This is a genomic window from Ruegeria sp. CDSA077, from assembly GCF_059612265.1.
The window spans coordinates 16295-38663 of record NZ_JBXWQG010000008.1; the positions used below are offsets into that span (position 1 = coordinate 16295).

The following is a 22369-nucleotide window of genomic DNA, read 5'->3' on the forward strand; positions in this document are numbered from 1 at the left end:
CTAGTGAACCTCGGCGTCTTCCAGAGCTTCGTCTCTCAGTCCGCTCCCGATCGTCTCGGTATGGCATTATGTTTGCCTGTTGGGCGTGGCAGGAATTGGGCCAAACCCCAAATTTTTGTGCCTCAGCTTAACTTTTTGGTAGCTTTCCGTTTAACCAATTGAAATTAAATCAATAAAAACTCTCCCTCCGTGCGGACACCGATAAAACCCGATGCAAAATGGCGCCAAATGAGGCGAAATTGCCCCAATTCACATTGTTTTTCTGGCCTTACAGACAGATTCGGGGTTCAAATCGACGCAAAAGAGAACGTGAGGCAGGCAAATGAATCTCCGGAACGCAATAACTTGCGCCGGCTTGGCGCTGGCAGTGGTATCCGCACCTGTGTCTGTCCCCGCCAACGAGGTCGAACCGCGTGGCGTATATAAACGGATCAAAGCAGCCAAGCCTGGTCAGCGCCCGCGCATTACGGTTCAGATATCGCCTACAGAACATGCCTCAGCACCTTCGGCGCCCAGCACAGGGGCTGAGATCGTAGTTCCTGAGATTATCGCAAGGACACGTGTTACGCCTCCGGGGCTTCCGGGAATTACGCCGCAAAACAAACCTGTCGGGTCTTATAAAGCGTTCTGGGACAGGATCTCACCCGGGATAGATGAGGCCAGTTCGGGTCGTTTGCAGGACTCGATAAATGCGCTTGCCGCCATAAACGTAGCCTCGCCCCGATTGCAGACGCTTCAGAATATTGCTCAACGGCAGGGGATCGACATTTTACGCTCGACCGTAGGGACAAATGTGTCGCCTGCGTTGGTGCTGGCCGTCATCTCGGTTGAATCGGCGGGCCGCGAAACGGTGGAAAGCTCGGCTGGGGCACAGGGATTGATGCAGCTTATGCCCGCGACCGCGAAACGATTTGGGGTCGAGGACAGCCTTCACCCGGGGCAGAACATCTCGGGCGGAGTGAAATACCTGAACTGGCTGATGGAAGAGTTTGGAAACGACCCGATCCTGGTCCTGGCCGGATATAATGCGGGCGAGGGTGCGGTTCGCAAACATGGTGGTGTACCGCCTTATGCGGAAACACGGGATTATGTGCCCAAGGTTCTCGCGGCTTTTCAGGTGGCGCGAGCGCTGTGTTCGACACCGCCCGAGTTGATTTCTGACGGGTGCGTGTTTCAAACCGCGCTCAACTGACCAAGGCCCGCACTGACGCGGGCCTTGCCGGTACATGACTAGATCAGTCGACGAGCGTCGCCTGTGTCGCGGCGCGCATCTCATCTTCGCTGACACCATCTGCGAGCTCTACGATCTTCAGGCCGCCATCGACCACATCCAGAACTCCAAAATTGGTGATGATGCGATCCACAACACCCTTGCCGGTCAAGGGCAGAGTGCATTCCTTCAGCACTTTCGATTCACCGTGTTTGTTGGTGTGATCCATAACCACGATCACACGGCCAACGCCGGCCACCAGATCCATGGCGCCGCCCATGCCTTTGACCAGCTTGCCGGGAATCATCCAGTTGGCCAGATCGCCTTTTTCATCCACTTCCATGGCACCCAGGATTGCCGCAGCGATTTTGCCGCCCCGGATCATGGCGAAAGACGTAGCGCTGTCGAAATAAGCAGTCCGAGACAGTTCGGTGATCGTCTGCTTGCCTGCGTTGATCAGGTCCGGGTCTTCGTCACCCTCGAAAGGAAAGGGACCCATACCAAGCATTCCGTTTTCGGATTGCAGGGTGATATCCTTGTCGCCAACATAATTTGCCACCAGCGTCGGGATACCGATGCCGAGGTTTACATACATGCCGTCTTCCAGCTCTTGCGCCGCGCGGGCGGCCATCTGATTCCGGTCCCAGGGCATTATGCGTCCTCCTTCTTGCGGGTGGTGCGCTGTTCGATGCGCTTTTCGTGATTGCCCTGAATGATGCGATGCACGTAAATTCCAGGTAGGTGGATCATGTCAGGGTCCAGAGAGCCACGGGGCACGATCTCTTCAACTTCGACCACACAGATCTTACCGCAAGTGGCGGCGGGCACGTTGAAGTTTCGGGCGGTCTTGCGGAACACCAGATTGCCGGTGTCGTCGGCTTTCCACGCCTTGATAATCGCCAGATCTGCAAAAATACCTTCTTCGAGAATATAGGTCTCGCCGTTGAAGTCTTTGTGTTCTTTGCCATCGGCAATAACAGTGCCTACGCCCGTTTTTGTGTAGAAACCCGGGATCCCGGCACCACCTGCGCGCATCCGTTCGGCCAGGGTGCCTTGAGGGTTGAATTCCAGTTCAAGCTCACCGCTGAGGTACTGACGCATGAATTCGGCGTTTTCGCCCACATATGAACTGATCATCTTTTTGACCTGCTTCGTTTGCAGCAGGATACCGATACCGAAATCGTCCACGCCCGCATTGTTCGAGGCAAAGGTCAGGTCTTTGGCACCCGAGGTCTTGATCGCCTCAAGCAGCAGCTCGGGAATCCCGCACAGGCCAAACCCGCCAGCGGCGATCAACATGCCATCCGAAAGCACGCCATCGAGCGCTTCGTTGGCATTGGCATAGATTTTCTTCATGGAAAACTCCCCCAATGAGATGGTGTTGGGCAGGTTGTGCCGTCACGTCACGGGGAAGTCAATGAAACCGGGCGAAGGGTGGTATTTCTACCTAACCGGCCTTCTTGGTTGTCTTCTTGGCGGCTTTTTTCTTGGGCGCCGCCTTTTTCTTGGTCCCTTTCAGGGCCGCGCGCTCATTGACCAGTTCGATGGCCATTTCCTGCGTTACGTCCTCGGGTTTGATGTCTTTGGGAATGGTCGCGTTGACCTTTTCCCACTTCACATATGGACCATAGCGCCCATCCAGAACCTGCATTGCGCCACCATCGGGATGTTCCCCCAGTTCTTTCAGCGCTTTGGCCGCAGCCCGGCGTCCGCGTCCCGGATTGGAGCGCTTTTCAGCAAGCAATTCGACCGCGCGGTTCATGCCGATCTCGAACACGTCATTGGGGTCTTTGAGGTTTGCATAAACCGGTTTGGCCTCGTCCGCCAGCTGGTGCATCAGATATGGTCCGAACCGCCCGAAATTCGAGCTGATCATACCGCCCTCGGGGTGCTCACCAATCTGGCGGGGCAGGGATAGCAATGTCAGCGCCTTGTCCAGATCCATATCATCCTTGCTCCAGCCACGTGGCAGCGAGGCGCGCGGAGGTTTCTTGTTCTCGGGCGTTGGCTCTCCACGTTGAACATAAGGTCCGAACCGACCGGTCTTCAGCCAGATATCATCACCTGAATCTTCACCCAGCAGGCGCTCTTCACCCTCGGCACCTTCACCGGCGATAGGACGGGTATAGGTGCATTCGGGATAGTTGCCGCAGCCGACGAACCCGCCAGTGCGTGAAGTTTTCAGGTGCAACTGGCCTGCGCCGCATTTCGGACAGACACGCGGGTCAGATCCATCCTCGCGTGGCGGATAGAGCTGCGGTGCCAATGCTTCGTCCAGTTTGTCCAGCACTTCGGAAATGCGGAGTTCCGATGTCTCGCCAATCGCGGCCGAGAAGTCGCGCCAGAATTTGCCCAACAGATCCTTATAGTCCCGATCACCTGCACTCACATCGTCCAGCTGTTCTTCCAGATTGGCGGTGAATTCATAACCGACATACTGACGGAAGAAGTTCAGCAGAAAAATCGTGACGATCCGTCCCTTTTCTTCGGGGATCAGCCGGTTCTTGTCCTTGCGTACATATTCCCGGTCCTGAATCGTTGTGACAATCGAGGCATAGGTCGACGGTCGCCCGATCCCCAACTCTTCCATCCGCTTGACCAGCGTCGCCTCGGTATAGCGCGGCGGCGGTTGAGTGTGATGTTGCAGCGCCAGAACTGATTCATTGTCTGACAGAATGGCCTCTTTCGCGGCCCGGTCCGTGCCATCGCTTGTCGCTTTGGTGAACTGATCCCGCAACGTGGTTTTAGAGAACCGTGCAGGGTCGCCCTGCATGATCTGGGGCAGGCGTTTGTCATCCTCATCGGCGACATCATCGCGGCCTTCTTCATAGACACGCATGAACCCGTCAAACATCACCACCTGACCGGTCGCGCGCAGGCCAACCTGCCCATCTTCGCTTCCGATTTCGACAGTTGTGCGTTCCAGCCGGGCAGCGGCCATCTGGCAGGCAATGGTGCGTTTCCAGATCAGGTCATAGAGCTTGCGCTGATCGTCGTCCGTTACCTTCAGCGCTTTGGTATCGCGGGTCATATCCGTAGGCCGGATGCATTCGTGGGCTTCCTGCGCGTTCTTTGCCTTGTTCTTATAGATGCGAGGGCTGTCCGGCACATATTCCGCGCCATAGCGGTCGGCGATGGTCTCGCGCGTAGCCGCCACGGCCTCGGGGGCCATGTCGATGCCATCGGTTCGCATATAGGTAATGTAGCCGGCCTCATACAAGCGCTGTGCCACTTGCATCGCGTGACGCGCACCCATGCCGAACTTGCGGCTGGCCTCTTGCTGCAGGGTCGAGGTCATGAAGGGTGCGCTGGGATTTCGAGCGGCGGGTTTCGCCTCGACCGAAGTGACACTGAGCGCGCGGCTGGTGATCGCCTGCACCGCCAGTTCGGCCTGGGTTGAGTTGGACAGATCGTGCTTGTCCAGCTTTTTACCGGCCAGTGTGACCAGGCGTGCCTCATAGGTCTGACCACGAGGTGTTTCGAACAGGGCGCGCACCGACCAGTATTCCACCGGTTTGAACGCCTCGATTTCCATCTCTCGCTCGACAATCAGGCGCAGGCAGACAGACTGCACGCGGCCTGCGGATTTTGCACCAGGCAGTTTGCGCCACAAGACGGGCGACAGGTTAAACCCCACAAGATAATCCAGGGCACGGCGGGCCAGATAGGCCTCGACAAGTGGCATGTCCACCTGACGGGGGTTTCGCATCGCCTCGGTCACTGCGTCCTTGGTGATGGCGTTGAAGGTCACCCGGCTGACAGGCGTATCCTTTTTGATCGACCGGCGTTTGGTCAGTGCTTCCTGCAAATGCCAACTGATCGCCTCACCCTCACGATCGGGGTCGGTGGCGAGGATCAGGGCGTTGTCTTCTTTCAGCGCGTCGGCGATGGCTTTGACATGTTTGCGGCTGTCGTTCCCGACCTCCCATTTCATCGCAAACTCATCCTCGGTATCGACCGAGCCATCTTTGGGCGGCAGATCTCGAACATGGCCGTAAGACGCCAGAACCGTGTAGTCCGGGCCAAGATATTTATTGATTGTTTTGGCCTTGGCAGGGGATTCTACAACAACTACAGGCATTTAAGGGGAAACCTCGCTCGACGGAATTGGCGCCTTCTATGAGTGTGCAAGATGTGTAGGGCAAGAGCGAATTGTCAATGCGTTCCTTTGAAAGCAAGGATTTATACGCGATTTCAATGGGATATCTGTGTAAGGTTGGATATCCAACACTCAGGCGGTCAATGAAAGAAGACCCCCGGGTTGGCGTTGAATACGTCCGTCCAGTTCCAGATCGACCAAAACCGGGGCAATTTCACCCGCCGTCGCCTCAACATCGCGGATCAACTGGTCTTCGGCGATAGGAGAGGGGCCGAGCCGGGTCAGAATCAGGCGTTCCAGGTCATTGGTTGAGCATGGTGTGCGGGGTAAATTCTTTTGGAGCATTTGCTGGGGTTCGAATAGGTTCGCTTGCTGCGGTAGCGCTTCGATCACATCTTCTGCAGACCTTATCAAAGTAGCACCGTCGCGGATCAGCAGGTTGCAGCCGGCCGCACGCGCGTCAAAGGGGTGTCCGGGCACGGCCAGAACATCGCGCCCCTGGTCCAAGGCGTCGCGCGCTGTAATCAGGCTGCCGGATTTGGCGGCGGCTTCGACCACAATAACGGCCTTTGCCATGCCCGAGATGATCCGGTTGCGACGCGGGAAATGGCGCGCCTGTGGCGTGATGCCCATCGGTTGTTCCGAGACGCGCAGCCCGGAACCTGCGATTTCAGCGGCAAGATCGGTGTTTTCGGCGGGGTAAACCACGTCGACCCCCCCCGCCATAACGGCGATGGTGCCTGTTTCAACCGTGGCTAGGTGCGCCGCGGTATCAATCCCGCGGGCCAGGCCAGAAACGATCACATAACCCTGTTTTCCCAGATTGGTCGCCAATCCGCGCGCCATTCGCGCGCCCAGAGATGAGCAGTTGCGGGCACCGACCATAGCGACCGAGGGGCGCTGTAAAAGAGAGAGGTCGCCGATTGCCCACAGCATTGGCGGAGCATCATTCAGATCATGCAAAGCGGATGGGAAATCGGCGGACCCTAGGCACAAAAGCCGCGCATTGGCAGCTTTTGCGGCCTTGAGTTCCGCCTCAATCACGCCGGGCGGGCAGATTTCATACCCTTCTATTCCGGCAGCGCGTGCCATTTCCGGCAGCGCGGCCAGCGCATTCTGCGCCGAGCCATGTTCGCGAAGCAGCCGCCGAAACGTCGCCGGGCCCACTTTGCGAGAGCGCAACAGACGAAGCCAGGAAAACCGATCCTCTTCCGTGGTGGGTGGGAGTGTGGGGTGATTGGAAGAAAGCTGCTCTTCGGTCATCCGTTGCTCCGTCTGATTGCAGAACTGGTTTACGGCTGCCAGGGTTAACAGCGTGTGAATCCCGTCAAATTTTCCGGATATATTTCGAGTCTCGGTTGTCTCAGATGCGTAGGTTGTTGAAAAACAACGGCAAAAAATACAGCCGAGTCGGAAGCCGGAAAACGCCTCTCCGCAAAGTATCAATGCATATCCAAAGCGGGGCGTTAACCCTGCGCTTTGGAAGCAGTGACCGATTCTACTTAGGCCGCCGATCCTCCAATCGTCAGCCCATCCATCAGGACCGTAGGTTGCCCGACGCCCACGGGCACCCATTGGCCATCCTTGCCACACGTGCCCATTCCCGGATCCAAGGCCATGTCGTTGCCCAACCCGCGAACGCGTTTGAGGGCAGAGGGGCCATCGCCAATCAATGTTGCTCCTTTGACCGGCGCGCCGATTTTGCCGTTTTCAACCCGGTATGCCTCGGTGCAGGAAAACACGAACTTGCCATTGGTGATATCCACCTGGCCGCCGCCAAAGCCTACGGCCCAGATGCCATCCTTTATATCGGCTACCAAAGCGGCGGGATCGGCATCGCCACCCAGCATGATTGTATTTGTCATCCGCGGCATTGGTTTATGGGCATAGCTTTGACGCCGCCCATTCCCGGTTGGCGCAACACCCATCAGACGGGCGTTTTGGCGATCCTGCATATATCCGGTCAGGATGCCGTCTTCGATCAGCACAGTGCGCGAGCTGGGTGTGCCCTCATCATCGACGCTGATTGACCCGCGCCGGTCGGCGATTGTGCCGTCATCAACGACCGTGACACCTTTGGACGCGATCTGTTGCCCCATCAGCCCGGCAAAGGCGGAGCTGCCCTTGCGGTTGAAATCCCCTTCTAGACCGTGGCCAATCGCTTCGTGCAGCAAGATGCCGGGCCAGCCAGGGCCCAGTGCGACCTCCATCACGCCCGCAGGGGCGGGAACAGCTTCGAGGTTGACCATGGCGATGCGCAGGGCCTCGCGGGCTTTATCCTGCCAGTCGGTTGGGTCGATCAGCCCGTCCAGGCCGATCCGGCCACCTCCACCGGTCGAGCCGCTCTCACGACGGCCGTTCTGTTCCACGATGACCGAGATATTCAACCGGGTCATGGGGCGGACATCGCGGACCAGAATGCCGTCAGGGCGTAGAATCTCAACCTCCTGCACAGCAGCAGCAATAGTGGCACTGACCTGTACTACACGCGGATCAAGATCGCGGGCAAAGGCGTCAATCTCGCGCAATGTTTCGATCTTGACGGGAAAACTGGCAGATTCGATCGGGTCTTCGTCTGTATAGAGGCGCTTGTTGGTGGCCCGGGGGGCATCGGCTAGCGTTCCGCCACCATCACCGACCGCCAGCCGCGCGGTCTCGGCGGCCCGTTTCAGGGCAGGAATCGAGACGTCCGTTGAATGCGCATAGCCTGCCACTTCGCCCTGTACGGCGCGCAGGCCGAAACCTTCGGACGCGTCATAAGAAGCGGTCCGCAAGCGCCCGTCATCAAAGACCAGAGACTCGGATTTCCGGCGTTCAACGTACAATTCTCCGTCCTCGGCCCCGGCGGTGGCGGATTGCAGTACCGCAAGCGCTTCGTCATGTGGAAGAGCGCTTTCAAACGGGCGAAACGGGTCGTTGGGCATCTCTTGGGACCTTTCGAGTTTGATCCAGATCAAAAATAGCGTCTGTTTGACGCAAGCATTTTGCTTTATCTACCCGCAGGAATATGGTTTTTAACGCGGCCAAAGACAACGGGTGAGGTGTGGCCGATTCACACCTTTTCGCCAGGGACGCAAAGATCAAACGATCAGGACAGAAAATGAAGAACGCTTTGAAGCTTTCGGGGCTTATGACAGCCCTCTCCAGCCTTCCCGCCATGGCTCAGGAGCTTGAGATTATCGGTCAGCCGGTTGACGGCGGCATAGGATTCCAGCCCGCAGCCACAAGCCTTGCCGAGGGGATTCATCGCCTGGATAATATGATTCTGGTGATTATTACCGCGATCTGCATATTCGTTGCGGGCCTGCTGGTTTACTGCATCATGCGTTATAACCAACGCGTCAACCCGACCCCAGCGAGATTCTCGCACTATACTCCGGTCGAGATCGTCTGGACGTTGGGTCCGATTCTGATTCTGGTATTCATCGGTGCTTTCTCTCTGCCGGTTCTGTTCAAGCAGCAGGAAATTCCCGAAGGTGATGTCGTTATCAAGGTTGTCGGCAACCAGTGGTATTGGACATATGAGTATGTCGATCACGATTTTGCATTCGACAGCTATCTGCTTGGCCATCCGGCCACGTTGGACGAAGGTACCCGCCCTGCCGATGCGGACGTGACGGCGTTTGTCCTGGATGACGCGATGCGGGCCAAGCTGGCAGACGCAGGGTATAGCGACGATGAGTGGCTGCTGGCCACCGACACAGCGGTTGTTGTCCCGGTTGGCAAGGTCATCGTGATGCAAGTGACCGCGTCCGACGTGATCCATTCCTGGACCATTCCGTCCTTCGGTGTGAAGCAGGACGGTGTACCCGGACGCCTGGCTGAGCTGTGGTTTGAGGCCGAAAAGGAAGGCATCTATTTCGGCCAGTGTTCGGAACTGTGCGGCAAGGACCATGCCTATATGCCGATCACTGTCAAAGTTGTCAGCCAAGAGGCGTATGACGCTTGGCTGAAAGGTGCGATCGACGAGTATGCGGGCCTGCCGCAGAATTATCAGGTCGCTTCGAACTGATTTCAATAAGGGCGGGATGCGTCCCGCCTGCTACAAGATGCAGGCTGTGCGAGAGATCGCACAGCCTTCGCCCCAAAAGGACCCGAGATGAGCGACGCAAGCATCAATGCAAGCCAAACGACCGCCCAAGCGTATGCGAATGAGGCCAGCTTTGGCGATTACTTCGCCCTGCTGAAGCCGCGCGTGATGTCGCTGGTTGTATTCACGGCGCTTGTTGGTCTGCTGGCAGCGCCGGTACCGGTACATCCGTTCGTTGGGTTCTGCGCGATATTGTTCATTGCCATCGGAGGTGGCGCATCCGGCGCGCTGAACATGTGGTGGGATGCAGATATCGACCGCGTTATGAATCGCACCAAAGGTCGCCCAATACCGTCGGGCAAGGTACAAGAGGGCGAAGCGATGGCCTTGGGCCTGGCACTGTCCGGCCTGTCGGTGATCATGTTGGGTCTTGCAACCAACTGGTTCGCCGGAGCCTTTCTGGGCTTCACCATCTTCTTCTATGTCGTTGTCTACACGATGTGGCTCAAGCGCTCGACGCCACAGAACATCGTGATTGGCGGCGCAGCTGGGGCTTTCCCGCCGGTCATCGGCTGGGTCGCTGCAACCGGATCCATGTCCGTTGAACCTTGGCTGATGTTTGCCCTCACCTTCATATGGACGCCGCCGCATTTCTGGGCGCTGGCCCTGTTTATGCGGTCGGATTACGACGATGCGGGTGTGCCGATGTTGACGGTAACCCATGGTCGGCGGGCGACGCGCTGGCATATTCTGGTCTACACCGTTCTGCTGGCAGTGCTTGCGATTGGAACCGGCTTTTCGGCAATCGGCGGTCCGATCTATCTGACTGTCGCTATTGTACTGAACGCGTTGTTCCTGCGCGGAGCATGGGCAATATCGCGTCGGACCGAGGATGACTCCGAGGCTGATAACTTCAAAGTTGAGCGTGGCTTTTTCAAGCTCTCGCTGCTGTATCTTTTCCTGCATTTCGGCGCGATCCTTGCCGAAGCACTGCTGAAGCCTTACGGGCTGGGAGGCTGGGCATGAGCCTGCGCAAAAGCCATGAGTTGCATCAACGTCGGTTCAGCCGAAATCTGGGCGTTGGCCTGACGCTTGCTGCATTCATCGTGCTGATCTTTGGGCTGACGATCGTCAAAGTCTCAGGGACCGATTTTAACAGGGCCATGCAAGAGGTGCAGAACTGATGGCGCTCACGGGGCCGCAAAAAACCGTCGTGCAAACCGTCGGCGTTGTTGTTCTGATGGGCAGCCTCGCCTGGGCTTCGGTACCGTTTTACGACTGGTTTTGCCGGGTCACCGGGTATGGCGGCACAACCGGAGTGGCTGAAGCCGCGCCAGAGGACATCCTTGAGCGCACTGTTACCGTTCGCTTTGACGCCTCAAAGGCGAAAGACATGGCCTGGGAATTTAAGCCGGTCGAGCGCCAGATGGAAATCCGCATCGGTGAAACGGGCCTGGCCTTCTATGAGGCATATAACCCCACGGACCGCCCGATTGCCGGTCAGGCGTCTTACAACGTTGCGCCTTATTCGGCCGGTGGGTATTTCCAGAAGATCGCCTGTTTCTGTTTTGAAGAACAGGTGTTGCAACCCGGAGAACGGGTTCAGATGCCGGTGAGCTTTTTCGTCGATCCCGAAATGGTCGAGGATCTGGAAGCCAAATATGTGCATACGATCACTCTGTCGTATACATTCTACGAAATTGACCTGCCCGAGGGCTATGCCGCCCTTGATGTTCAGGCTGATACAAACAAGAACTAACGCCTGTAGGTGAGGGACGCTGATGGCACACGCAAAAAATCATGATTACCACATTCTGACCCCTTCGATCTGGCCACTGATCGGCGCCGCGGGCGGCTTTGTAATGTTGTTCGGGGCCGTCCTCTGGATGCACGGCGTCACCTCCTACATGTTCTGGGCCGGTCTTGTCGCGGTTCTTTACACCATGTTCGCCTGGTGGTCCGAAGTGGTGGCCGAAAGCCGTGTAGGCGATCACACGCCGGTCGTGCGCATTGGCCTGCGCTATGGGTTCATCCTGTTCGTGATGTCCGAGGTGATGTTCTTCTTCGCCTGGTTCTGGTCCTTCTTCAAACACCGTATGTACCCGATGTACGACTATGCGGGCACCGAGTACATCCAGCCGGATATCCACGCGGTTGACCCGTTCCACTTGCCGCTGATCAACACACTGGTCCTGCTGCTTTCGGGCTGTGCCATCACCTGGGCGCACCACGCGCTGGTGCATGACAATGACCGCAAGGCGCTGATCAACGGCCTCGCTATTGGTATCGTTTTGGGCATCGCCTTTACCGCTCTGCAGGGCTTTGAGTACTACGAATTGCTGGCCCATGAGGGCTGGAAATTCGGTGGTGATCAGTTCTATTCGAACTTCTTCATGGCAACCGGCTTTCACGGCTTCCACGTGATTATCGGCACCATCTTCTTGTCGGTCTGTTTGATCCGGGCACTGAAAGGTGATTTCACGCCAGAAAAGCACGTCGGTTTCGAGGCCGCGGCCTGGTACTGGCACTTTGTTGACGTTGTCTGGCTGTTCCTGTTCTTCGCAGTCTATATCTGGGGACAAGCCCCTTTGATCTGACGCCGGACCGGTAACAAAATTGCAAAAGCCGCCCCCAAGGGCGGCTTTTTCTCTATCAGGGTGCAAGATTGCACCCGATACAAATGGGTGGTTGCAATTCAGTTCACACAGCCCTTAACAAGACGCCGGTTTCTGCAACAAGGTTTGACCCCGCCATGCGCCGCATAACTTTCCTGCTGATCTTCGGGCTCGCCGGTCTGGGCGTACTTGTGTCGCTGGGCGTCTGGCAGGTACAGCGGCTTGGGTGGAAACAAGACGTGTTGGCCGAGATTAACGACCGGATCTCTGCCGAGCCTGTTTCCCTGCCGCAGCAGCCTTCCGAGATACGGGACAAGTACCTACCGGTTTTCGTCCAGGGTGAGATGCAGCCGGGTGAAATCCATGTTCTGGTTTCGGTAAAACAGGTTGGTGCCGGCTACCGGGTTATCCAAGCTTTTGATACTGGAATTCAAAAGATACTAGTGGATCGGGGCTTTATCCTGGCCACTGACAAGCAGGTAGACAGACAAACAGGGAAGATGGCGCTGACGGGCAATTTGCATTGGCCGGATGAGATCGACAGCTATACGCCCGAGCCAGATGTGGATGCCAATATCTGGTTTGCCCGCGATGTTCCCAATCTTGCTGCAGCTCTGGGAACCGACCCGGTTCTGGTGATCGCACGATCCCGGACCGATCCGAATTTGACACCTTTGCCGGTGAATACGGCAGGCATCCCGAATGATCACCTGGGATACGCAGTCACATGGTTTGGTCTGGCACTGGTCTGGGCTGCGATGACCGTTTATTTCCTGTGGCGCGGCCGCGCCCCATCAGAAAGTGAAGCGCAATGAAATATGTCTCAACCCGTGGGCAGGCGCCCGAACTGAGTTTTGAAGAGGCGATGCTGACCGGGCTGGCCCGCGACGGCGGCCTGTATCTGCCCGCTGAAATCCCGGTCTTGAGCCACGATGAAATCGCCGCGTTGGCAGGACTGTCTTATGAGGACATCGCCTTTCGCGTGATGTGGCCCTATGTCAGCGGATCATTTGGGGAAGATGAGTTTAAACAGATCATTGCCCGCGCCTATCAAGGGTTCGGCCATGACGCCCGCGCACCGTTGAAGCAGTTGAACGAGAACCACTTCCTGCTTGAGTTGTTTCACGGCCCGACACTGGCCTTCAAAGACTTCGCCATGCAGCTAATCGGTCAGTTGTTCCAGGTAGCACTGAAGCGTCGCGGGAATCGGGTGACTATCGTGGGCGCGACCAGCGGTGATACCGGTTCTGCCGCGATTGATGCGTTCCGGGGGCTGGATGCGGTAGACGTGTTTATCCTGTATCCGCATGGCCGTGTATCTGAGGTGCAGCGTCGTCAGATGACCACACCTGCGGACGGCAATGTGCATGCTCTGGCCGTCGACGGGGACTTTGACGACTGTCAGGCCGCGCTGAAAGATATGTTCAACGATTTCGACTTCCGTGACGGTGTGAAACTGGCGGGGGTGAACTCGATCAACTTTGCCCGCGTGCTGGCACAGATCGTCTATTACTTCTCGGCCGCCGTCAGCCTTGGCGCACCGCATCGCAAGGTCAGCTTTACCGTGCCTACGGGTAATTTCGGGGACATCTTTGCGGGCTATCTGGCCAAACGCATGGGCTTGCCGATTGACCGGTTGGTAGTGGCGACCAACCAGAATGACATTCTGCATCGGTGTCTGGCAGGCGAAGGGTATTTCAAGGGGGACACGATCCCTTCGATCAGCCCTTCGATGGATATTCAGGTCAGCTCGAATTTTGAACGGGCGCTGTATTATGCCTATGACGAGGATGGCAATTCTGTGGCTCAGCTGATGGACGAGCTGAAGACGGGCGGCTTCAATGTCAGCCAAGGCGCGATGGAAGCGTTGCGCGAAAGCTTCGACTCGGGCCGCGTGTCCGAAGAGGAAACACTGGCGACGATCACAGCCACGCTGGCCCTCAGCACCGAACTGGTCTGCCCCCATACTGCCGTGGGTATCAAAGTTGCCGAGGAGCACCGCGACGCGAACGTCCCGATGATCACTTTGGCGACCGCACACCCGGCCAAGTTCCCGGCTGCGGTCGAGAAGGCGAGTGGCGTACATCCGCCTCTTCCCTCTCGCATGTCTGATCTGTATGAACGTCCGGAACGGGTGACCCGCATCGCCAATGATCTGGGCGCCCTTGAGGATCATATCAAAGGGCATATCGCCGAGTGACTGTCAGACAAGACCAACTGAAGAACGGCTTCCGTATCGTCAGTGAACATATGCCGGGGCTGCAATCTGCGGCCATAGGCATCTGGGTAACCGCCGGTGCGCGCAATGAGCGGATCGAACAAAATGGCATAGCCCATTTCCTTGAGCATATGGCGTTCAAGGGAACCAAACGGCGATCCGCGCTGCAAATTGCCGAAGCGATCGAGGATGTGGGCGGGTATATCAACGCCTATACTTCGCGCGAGGTGACGGCCTATTACGCGCGCGTTCTAAAAGACGATGTGGCGCTGGCGATGGATGTCATCGGTGACATCGTCCTGAACCCGATCTTCGATCCGCGCGAGATTGAGGTCGAACGCGGTGTGATCCTACAGGAAATCGGTCAGGCCTATGACACGCCCGACGATGTAATCTTTGACTGGCTGCAAGAGCAGAGCTATCACGACCAGCCCCTGGGCCGGACCATACTTGGCCCCACTGAACGCGTCAGCGCATTCTCGCGCGAGGATCTGTCGGGTTTCGTGGCCGAGCATTATGGCCCTGAACAGATGATCCTATCCGCTGCTGGTGCGGTTGATCATGATGCACTGATGAAAACGGCCGAAGAGATGTTTGGTCACCTGCAACCACGCAAGGGTTTGATCCCTGAAGTGGCCCGATTTACCGGTGGTGAGGCGCGGCAGGAGAAAGAACTGGAGCAAGCTCATTTCGCTTTGGCGCTGGAAAGCCCTGGCTATCGCGACGACGCGATCTATACCGCTCAGATTTATTCGACCGCGCTGGGCGGGGGTATGTCTTCGCGCTTGTTTCAGGAAGTTCGGGAAACACGCGGGCTTTGCTATACGATCTTTGCCCAGGCCGGCGCCTATGCCGACACCGGCACTACCACGATCTACGCGGGCACATCTGCGGATCAGATCGGTGAGTTGGCGACGATCACCATTGACGAAATGAAGCGTGCCGCCGAGGATATGAGCCCCGAAGAGGTCGCCCGTGCTCGTGCGCAAATGAAGGCCGGAATGCTGATGGGGCTGGAAAGCCCCTCGAACCGGGCCGAGCGTCTGGCGCGTCTGGTGCAGATCTGGGGACGGGTGCCGTCGCTTGAGGATACAGTCGCCAAGATTGACGCGGTCAGCACCGAAGATGTCCGCAGCTTTGCCGAACAGATAGCAGCACAAGCGCCAGCGGCGCTGGCGCTGTATGGTCCGGTATCAGGTGCACCCACACTCGCGGACTTGCAGGAGAGGCGCGCGGCGTGATGCTTCTGGGCAGACGCAAGCTGAAACTTGAAACCGAGCGGCTCAGCTTGCGCCCGCCCGTGCACTCCGATTTTAACGACTGGGCGGCGCTGCGACGCTCGTCCAAAGACTTTCTGACCCAGTGGGAGCCGATCTGGGCCTCGGACCACTTGAGCCGGAAATCCTTTACTAACCGTGTCTACTGGGCGCAGCGCTCGGTTGCGAGTGGGACGGCGATTCCGTTATTTCTGTTCCGGCGATCTGATGACCTGCTGGTCGGTGCGATCACCCTGGACAATGTGCGCCGTGGCCCAGCACAGGCGGGGACCCTGGGCTATTGGACGGGCCAAGCCTTTGCTCGCAACGGGTATATGCGCGAGGCTATTGGCGCGGTGGTCCATCATGCCTTCACGCGTTTAGACCTGAGCCGGATCGAGGCGGCCTGCCTGCCCGAAAACAAACCCTCGCGCGGATTGCTGGAAAGCTCGGGCTTTAAATACGAAGGCGTGGCGCAGTCCTATCTGCAGATTGACGGGCGCTGGCGAACGCATGTGTTATATGCCTGTCTGCGGTCGGACCGGCGCGGGAAGACAGAAGCGGGGTAGGTGGCCTCGGTGAGGCCATTGGGGCTCTGCCCCAAACCCCGAGGTATTTTTGGCCAGATGAACTAGGGGCATGACTTGGCGGGCTCTTGCGCTACAATCACGTCATGCGCTGGGTGGTTTTTGCATTGATGGTGATCTCGGGCGGGGCTGTGGCGCAGGAGCGTCGGCCAAGCCATTGCATCGCCATTGCGGATGCGGCGCCGGGGATCGAGTACCTGCATAAAGCAGCCTGGCAGGATCCGGTGCCGGAGCATTCGGTTCGGATCAGCTATGTCGCGCATGCGTCTTTCCTGATCCAGACGCAGGGCGGGTTGAACGCCGTGACGGATTTCACCGGGTTCATCGGCGGGGCCAGTCTGATTCCCGATGTGGTGACGATGAACCACGCCCATGGCACCCATTGGACCGAATACCCCGATCCCGCCATTCCGCATGTGCTGGAGGGGTGGGGCGTGTTCGGGGAGGGGATCGAACATCATCTGGATCTGGACGAGATGCTGGTACGCAATGTCTCGACCGATATCCGTTCTGTTTATGGCGGGGTCGAAGAACGTGGCAATTCGATCTTTGTGTTTGAGGTGGCGGGCTTGTGTATCGGGCATCTGGGTCATCTGCACCACGTCCCATCGGACGCGCAATTTGCGGCCCTTGGGCGGTTAGATGTTGTCATGGCCGCCGTTGATGGCGGGACGACCATGCCGCTGCCCGAGATGATCTCGGTTCTGAAACGATTGAAAAGCTTGGTCATTATTCCGATGCATTGGTTTTCGGACTATTCGCTGGATCGGTTTCTGGCGGATGTCAGGGGCGATTTCCCGGTTGAGCGCGATGGCGTGTCGGAAATCACCGTATCCCTGCGCTCACTTCCGGACCGGCCAACGGTGGTTGTGTTAGAGCCGCAATACCTGATCGAGTTGGAATAGGGCTTGTCGGGACCCGTTGCCTTGGGCAAGAAATGGGCATGACCCTGAATCCCGCAGACGATCAATTCGCCCAATCAATTCGCGCCGCCTTGCCGGATGAAGTGCTGCGACCGGTCACTGCGCGATATCTCGAGGAGCCGCGCCGTCGGATTTCCGGGCAGGCGGGGGTGCTTGCGGTGCCCAGAACGGCCGAGGAGGTGGCGGTTCTGATCCGATTGGCTGCCGAGGCATCGGTCCCGGTGGTGCCATATGGGGGCGGCACTGGTGTGGTTGGCGGGCAGGTGACGTCGGACGGGCCTGCGCCTTTGCTAATCTCGCTAGAGCGGATGACAGCGATCCGGGCTGTCTATCCGACAGAGAATGTGATGATTGCAGAAGGTGGTGTGATCCTTGCAGATGTGCAGGCGGCTGCCGAAGGCGCGAACCGGTTATTTCCACTTTCCCTTGCCTCACAGGGGTCATGTAGGATCGGAGGGAACCTGTCGACAAATGCAGGGGGGGTTAACGTGTTGCGCTATGGAAACGCCCGTGACCTGTGTCTGGGCCTAGAGGCGGTTCTACCAAGCGGCGAAATCTGGCATGGGCTCAGCCGGTTGCGAAAGGACAATACCGGGTATGATCTGCGCAATCTTTTGATCGGAGCCGAAGGGACGCTAGGGATCATCACTGCGGCGGCACTCAAGCTGTTTCCCTGCCCTGAGGCGGTTGGAACGGCCATGGTTCAGGTCACCTCTGCCGAAGCGGCGGTTGATTTGCTGGCGCTGGCGCGGGACCTCATGGGGGACAGCGTCAGCGCATTTGAACTGATTCACCAACAGGGGCTTTTGTTCCTGAGTGAGGTTCTGCCAGACACGCGGCAGGCCTTTGCCGAGCCGCCCGAATGGTCTGTACTGATCGAGATTGGCTTGTCGATGGGCCAATCACCTGAAACCGCGTTTGAGGTGCTGTACGAGGCCGCTGAGGCACGTGGGCTGGTCACCGATGCGGTGATTGCACAAAGCGAGGCGCAGCGGCAGGACATGTGGGCTGTGCGCGAGCGTATTCCGGATGCAAACCGGCTGATCGGGTCGGTCTCAAGCCACGATATCTCGGTGCCGATCTCGGCCATCCCAGAATTTATCCGGCGTGGTGCAGATGTTGTGGCCGCGCTTGGTCCGTATCGGGTGAACTGTTTCGGGCATCTGGGCGACGGGAACCTACATTACAATGTGTTTCCGCCAAACGGGCATTCCCGGTCAGAGTATGACGCCGAAAGTGCGAAGGTAAAAAGGGCCGTTCATGACCTTGTGCATGAGTTCCAGGGATCCGTCAGCGCAGAGCACGGTATCGGGCGATTGAAGACCGATGATTTGGAACGATATGGCGATCCGGTCAAACTGAGCGCGATGCGGGCGATCAAATCGGCGTTGGACCCCAAAGGGATCATGAACCCCGGCGCGGTCCTGCGGCTGTAACTGTGGGATCGATCAGAGTCCTTCGAATTCGCACAGGACATGAACATCCATGCCCATCTCTTCCAGAACCTTGCGCCCGCCCAGTTCTGGCAGGTCAATGATGAAGGAACATGACACGATCTCGCCGCCCAGCCGTTCGATCAGTTTGATCCCGGCGGCGGCGGTGCCTCCGGTGGCCAGCAGGTCATCCACGACCAGAATTTTCTCACCCGGTTGGATGGCGTCATCGTGAATCTCGACAATGGCCTCGCCATATTCCAGCGTGTAATCCTGGCTGATTGTTGTGCCGGGCAGCTTGCCCTTTTTGCGGATGGGGACGAAACCGACGCTCAGCTGATGAGCGATGGCGCCGCCCAAAATGAAACCGCGCGCCTCGAGCCCCACGACCTTGTCGATCTGTTCGCCAGCATAGGGGTGCAACATCTGGTCAATCGCCATGCGAAACCCGCGCGGGTCCGCAAACAAGGTGGTGACATCCCGAAACATGATCCCTTCGTGCGGAAAGTCGACGATGGTTCGGATGTAATCCTTGACCGACTTGTTTCTTGACATGACCATCCCCTTCTGGCGTCAAAACACGCTGGGTTGTTTGGCCCATCGGGGACGGTCATGCAAGAACAGAATGAATGTGCTGGCTTGCAATCTTCCTAGAACGTGCGATTGCCTATCTCACCGAAAAAACCGGATAGGTTTCCCAAGACGTCGTCTTTTTTAGCCAATGCGTTGGTTCCGAAAAAGAATTACCTGAATTGAACACAGGCTACTTGCAAAGATTCCGCAAGGTTGTTAGCTGCCCATCATATGTTTTCTATATACTTAGTATATACGTTTCATTCCTTCTGAAGTCTTTTGGAGACAAAGTGCATGTCAGGGACAGATCGTAAGGTTTCAGCCAAAAAGGACAGCCAGCTGGTTCTGCGGCTGGATCGTGGCGAGCGCGATGCTTTTGTAGAGCTGTGCAGGGAACTCGACACGTCGGCGGCGCGAGAAATCAGGCGGTTTATTCGCGGATTTATGAATGATCACACTGCAGAATAGGCCCTCAGGCCGGGCGACGCAGGATTGATGTGGCGATCCCCATACCGATCAGGGTCAGCCCCCCGAAACGCGTCAATGCGCGAATGGTGCTTGCGCGGCCGATCATATGGCGCAGCCGATCTGCCAAAAGGGCATAGGCCAATGCGTTCAACCAGGCCAGCCCAACGAAAGTGCCTATCAGGATCGCGAATTGAGGGCCCAAAGGTTCGGTAGGGCGCAGGAATTGCGGCACGAAGGCGATAAAGAACGCAATCGATTTGGGGTTCAGGGCGGTTACAGCGGCCGCGTGACCAAAGACGCCTCGCGCAGTGATATCTGCGCCGGGTTCAACCGCTTGCAGCCCCGCCGATGGGTCGCTGCGGAGTAACTTGATACCCAGCCACACCAGATAGGCCGCGCCGATCCACTTCAATACGGAAAACAACGTAGCTGAGGCCAGAACCAATGCCCCCAATCCCAGCAATGAGGCCGTCATGGCCACCAAATCGCCAACCGCCACCCCGGTGGCCGAGGCTACGGCAACGCTGCGGCCTTTGGACAGCGCATAGCTGAGCACCAGCAGCACAGTGGGGCCGGGGATCAGCAGCAAAGCGGTGGATGCGGCCACAAAGGCCAGCCAGATGTCAAAGGGCATGTGATCTCCGAATAAGATACGCGGGTATCAAGCTTTGGTGACGAGCAAAGGTCAAGCCCCTGAGGGCCGGGTCACGCGGTGCATCAACGCCTCAAGTGGTCCGCGTCTGAAGCGCAGGAACCATAGCAGCGCAAATCCTGAGGACAGCACGCAGAAACCCAAGGCGTAGCCAACGATCTGTGGCGCGCTGAGCGATCCGTCCAGCAGGCCGGCCTCTTCCAGAATGCCCATCCCGATTACGATATGCGCAATATAAAGCGTCAGGCTTTGCCGTCCGGGCGCAGTCAGCGCCATCGCGGCGCCCAGCCCTTGAATCCGCGGCCAGAGCTTTAGCAACAGGCCGATCACCACGCAGGCGGATCCAGCCCCGGCCAAAATGTAAAACGGCCCGGGAGGGATGGATTGAGTGCCCAGATAGGCCACCAGGTCAGGATCGGTTGCCAGCTTTTGTGGAAACAGGGCCAGAACCGCTGCGCCAAATCCCCACATGATCAACCGGTGCTGAACACAGACCGTCTGTAGTTGCGATCGCCCAATCGCCATACCGATCAGCAAGAACGCTGCCCAAGGTAGAACGGGGTGCCAACCATTGAACAGCAAGTTTCGTACAAAGCCCGGTATCGTCCACAGGTCGGTATGGGTCAGGGAAACCCAGTCCCATCCCTGATCATAGTCAAAGATAAGATTGGCGAGAACGGCCAGGACAACGACACTGCATGCGCCAAGCCACAAACCAAAGATGGACGAGGACAGAAACGCCGCGCCGACAACAAAATACAATGCATAGAAATGCAGGATATCGGCCTCAAACATGGTCATGTTGATCAGGCCAAGTACGAACAGAAATGCAGCCCGTCGTAACAGAATTCCAGCAGAAGGGCTGGACAGGCCAATACCGATCCCGGCCAGAATGACAAACAATGCAGCAGCACGACCTTCCAGTGCATCGACAAGCGCCGATGCCCAGTCATCTGTCGGATTGACCTGCGCCGCGATGCGAAAGTTCACCAGCACCATGCCGCAAAATGCCAGAAAGCGTGCGGCGTCCAGGGCCTCGAGCCGTTTCATTCCTATCCTCTTCGTTCCCTGCCGCCCATACCGAACTTAAAAGGCTGCCTTTCGGTTAAGTACTGATGCGGCCGACCGGAATAGGCGCTGATACCAATCGCTAGAGCACCCGCCCCGCGACTGCGTCCAGTTTCGCCAGCAGCGCCGGATCACGTTTTTCTGGCGCGGTCAGGATCGCGTATTCCAGCGCCCGGTCACACCCGTGCGGGCAGGGCAGGCGCTCTGCCCCCAGCAACTCTGGCAAGCCCTTGACCAGCGCCCGGCCTTTTTCGGCGTTCCCGGTCAGGGTGGCGATAATGGCGGTCACGTCGACCTCGCCATGGTCCGGGTGCCAACTGTCATAGTCGGTGACCATCGCGATCGAAGCATAACAAAGCTCGGCTTCTCGGGCGAGTTTCGCCTCGGGCATGTTGGTCATTCCGATCACATCGCAGCCCCAATGCTCGCGGTACATTTTGGATTCCGCCAGTGTCGAGAACTGCGGCCCTTCCATCGCCAGATAGGTGCCGTCGCGATGAATGTTGATGCCGGCAGCCTTGCCAGCAGTCTCACAAGCATCTGACAAACGTGGGCAGGTCGGGTGGGCGACGCTGACATGGGCCACGCAGCCGGAGCTGAAAAAGCTTTTCTCCCGCGCAAAGGTGCGGTCGATGAATTGGTCGACGACAACAAAATCTCCGGGCGCCATATGCTCGCGGAACGATCCGCAGGCCGAGACCGAGATCACATCCGTGATCCCCAGACGTTTCAGCGCGTCGATGTTGGCGCGATAGGGCACGTCCGTCGGCGAATGAATGTGGCCACGCCCGTGGCGAGGCAGGAACGCCATCTCTATCCCGTTCAGCGCGCCGGTCAGTATTTGGTCCGAAGGCTTACCCCAAGGCGTTTCAACCGAGACCCATTGCGCATTCTCCAATCCGTCGATGTCGTAAATGCCTGATCCGCCGATGACGGCAATCTTGGTCTGGGTCACTGGTATTCTCCGATTTTGGTGCCTGTTCAGCGATTTGTGCGCTGCGCTGCATGGTTTGACAAGGGTGATCGCCCGGTGGATTTATCACTTTTTTCGCAGGGGTTCGGGTCGTTGCTATCCGAGCCAGGCAGAGCGTCAAGCCAAGGTGTGACGGCAACGAACCGACATCAATTCACCTATTCGCGAGATATGTGCTATGCGTGCTGCGCATATCAGCCTCCCGCCTGATGCGGTGGCTCAAAAACCGGTTCACAGATAGAAGTCCCTTTTTCGCGCGAACCC

At 57.7% G+C, this 22369-nt stretch carries 22 protein-coding genes; 13 read left to right on the plus strand and 9 right to left on the minus strand.

The annotated features are described in order from the left end of the window. The first annotated feature begins 322 nt into the window (after nt 1-322). Nucleotides 323-1192: a lytic transglycosylase domain-containing protein gene (locus tag AC2FLE_RS14940; protein ID WP_496698001.1), complete on the plus strand. Its 870-nt coding sequence runs from the start codon at nt 323-325 to the stop codon at nt 1190-1192. A gap of 43 nt (nt 1193-1235) precedes the next feature. Here AC2FLE_RS14940 and AC2FLE_RS14945 read toward each other — a convergent pair whose 3' ends face one another. The 5 genes from AC2FLE_RS14945 to tldD form a co-directional block, all read right to left on the minus strand. After that, nucleotides 1236-1862 carry a CoA transferase subunit B gene (locus tag AC2FLE_RS14945; protein WP_496698003.1) on the minus strand — a complete coding sequence of 209 codons (627 nt, stop codon included), beginning with the start codon at nt 1860-1862 and terminating at the stop codon, nt 1236-1238. Then, a complete protein-coding gene (locus AC2FLE_RS14950) occupies nt 1862-2566 on the minus strand; it encodes a CoA transferase subunit A (protein WP_142637982.1) in 705 nt (234 codons plus the stop codon). Before AC2FLE_RS14950 ends, AC2FLE_RS14945 begins: the two co-directional genes overlap by 1 nt. 91 nt (nt 2567-2657) lie before the next feature. Further along, nucleotides 2658-5291, minus strand: coding sequence for a type I DNA topoisomerase (topA, locus tag AC2FLE_RS14955; protein ID WP_496690175.1), 2634 nt, complete (start codon nt 5289-5291; stop codon nt 2658-2660). Nucleotides 5292-5441: 150 nt separating this feature from the next. Continuing rightward, entirely contained in the window at nt 5442-6572 is a 1131-nt protein-coding gene (dprA, locus tag AC2FLE_RS14960) for a DNA-processing protein DprA (RefSeq protein ID WP_496698006.1), read from the minus strand. A gap of 239 nt (nt 6573-6811) precedes the next feature. Continuing rightward, nucleotides 6812-8233, minus strand: a complete 1422-nt coding sequence (tldD, locus tag AC2FLE_RS14965; protein WP_142637988.1) for a metalloprotease TldD — start codon at nt 8231-8233, stop codon at nt 6812-6814. Nucleotides 8234-8409: 176 nt separating this feature from the next. On the opposite strand from tldD, the gene coxB reads away from it, so the two are divergent. The 11 genes from coxB to AC2FLE_RS15020 all read left to right on the plus strand — a co-directional run bounded on the left by coxB (nt 8410) and on the right by AC2FLE_RS15020 (nt 18374). Further along, nucleotides 8410-9321, plus strand: a complete 912-nt coding sequence (gene coxB, locus AC2FLE_RS14970) for a cytochrome c oxidase subunit II (protein WP_142637990.1) — start codon at nt 8410-8412, stop codon at nt 9319-9321. 87 nt (nt 9322-9408) lie between these two features. After that, nucleotides 9409-10365 carry a heme o synthase gene (cyoE, locus tag AC2FLE_RS14975; RefSeq protein WP_496698008.1) on the plus strand — a complete coding sequence of 319 codons (957 nt, stop codon included), beginning with the start codon at nt 9409-9411 and terminating at the stop codon, nt 10363-10365. Then, on the plus strand, nt 10362-10523 hold the full coding sequence (locus AC2FLE_RS14980) for a cytochrome c oxidase system small membrane protein (RefSeq protein ID WP_185956706.1): 162 nt from the start codon (nt 10362-10364) through the stop codon (nt 10521-10523). Before cyoE ends, AC2FLE_RS14980 begins: the two co-directional genes overlap by 4 nt. Further along, the gene (locus AC2FLE_RS14985) at nt 10523-11098 is read left to right on the plus strand and encodes a cytochrome c oxidase assembly protein (protein ID WP_142637994.1); all 576 of its coding nucleotides are present in this window, start codon (nt 10523-10525) and stop codon (nt 11096-11098) included. Before AC2FLE_RS14980 ends, AC2FLE_RS14985 begins: the two co-directional genes overlap by 1 nt. A 22-nt stretch (nt 11099-11120) precedes the next feature. Further along, on the plus strand, nt 11121-11936 hold the full coding sequence (locus AC2FLE_RS14990; protein WP_142637996.1) for a cytochrome c oxidase subunit 3: 816 nt from the start codon (nt 11121-11123) through the stop codon (nt 11934-11936). A gap of 155 nt (nt 11937-12091) precedes the next feature. After that, nucleotides 12092-12769: an SURF1 family protein gene (locus tag AC2FLE_RS14995; RefSeq protein WP_496698011.1), complete on the plus strand. Its 678-nt coding sequence runs from the start codon at nt 12092-12094 to the stop codon at nt 12767-12769. Further along, the gene (thrC, locus tag AC2FLE_RS15000) at nt 12766-14154 is read left to right on the plus strand and encodes a threonine synthase (RefSeq protein WP_496698013.1); all 1389 of its coding nucleotides are present in this window, start codon (nt 12766-12768) and stop codon (nt 14152-14154) included. The genes AC2FLE_RS14995 and thrC overlap by 4 nt, the downstream gene beginning before the upstream one ends. Continuing rightward, nucleotides 14151-15413, plus strand: coding sequence for a M16 family metallopeptidase (locus AC2FLE_RS15005; RefSeq protein ID WP_142638002.1), 1263 nt, complete (start codon nt 14151-14153; stop codon nt 15411-15413). The genes thrC and AC2FLE_RS15005 overlap by 4 nt, the downstream gene beginning before the upstream one ends. Then, entirely contained in the window at nt 15413-15997 is a 585-nt protein-coding gene (locus AC2FLE_RS15010) for a GNAT family N-acetyltransferase (protein WP_496678290.1), read from the plus strand. The genes AC2FLE_RS15005 and AC2FLE_RS15010 overlap by 1 nt, the downstream gene beginning before the upstream one ends. Before the next feature lie 104 nt (nt 15998-16101). Next, the gene (locus AC2FLE_RS15015) at nt 16102-16920 is read left to right on the plus strand and encodes an MBL fold metallo-hydrolase (protein ID WP_496698192.1); all 819 of its coding nucleotides are present in this window, start codon (nt 16102-16104) and stop codon (nt 16918-16920) included. A gap of 38 nt (nt 16921-16958) precedes the next feature. Next, entirely contained in the window at nt 16959-18374 is a 1416-nt protein-coding gene (locus tag AC2FLE_RS15020) for an FAD-binding oxidoreductase (RefSeq protein ID WP_496698015.1), read from the plus strand. Between the two features lie 12 nt (nt 18375-18386). On the opposite strand, the gene AC2FLE_RS15025 is transcribed toward AC2FLE_RS15020, so the two are convergent. Continuing rightward, complete coding sequence (locus tag AC2FLE_RS15025) at nt 18387-18926, minus strand: adenine phosphoribosyltransferase (protein ID WP_142638010.1); 540 nt, start codon at nt 18924-18926, stop codon at nt 18387-18389. A 312-nt stretch (nt 18927-19238) separates the two neighbouring features. Between AC2FLE_RS15025 and AC2FLE_RS15030 the strand changes: the two genes are divergently transcribed. After that, on the plus strand, nt 19239-19412 hold the full coding sequence (locus tag AC2FLE_RS15030) for a hypothetical protein (protein ID WP_281995766.1): 174 nt from the start codon (nt 19239-19241) through the stop codon (nt 19410-19412). 4 nt (nt 19413-19416) lie between these two features. Here AC2FLE_RS15030 and AC2FLE_RS15035 read toward each other — a convergent pair whose 3' ends face one another. The 3 genes from AC2FLE_RS15035 to AC2FLE_RS15045 all read right to left on the minus strand — a co-directional run bounded on the left by AC2FLE_RS15035 (nt 19417) and on the right by AC2FLE_RS15045 (nt 22087). Then, nucleotides 19417-20046, minus strand: a complete 630-nt coding sequence (locus AC2FLE_RS15035) for a LysE family translocator (RefSeq protein WP_496698017.1) — start codon at nt 20044-20046, stop codon at nt 19417-19419. Nucleotides 20047-20097: 51 nt separating this feature from the next. Continuing rightward, nucleotides 20098-21114, minus strand: a complete 1017-nt coding sequence (locus AC2FLE_RS15040; RefSeq protein ID WP_496692882.1) for a DUF418 domain-containing protein — start codon at nt 21112-21114, stop codon at nt 20098-20100. A gap of 100 nt (nt 21115-21214) precedes the next feature. Next, on the minus strand, nt 21215-22087 hold the full coding sequence (locus AC2FLE_RS15045) for an S-methyl-5'-thioadenosine phosphorylase (protein ID WP_496698019.1): 873 nt from the start codon (nt 22085-22087) through the stop codon (nt 21215-21217). Nucleotides 22088-22369: the final 282 nt, after the last annotated feature.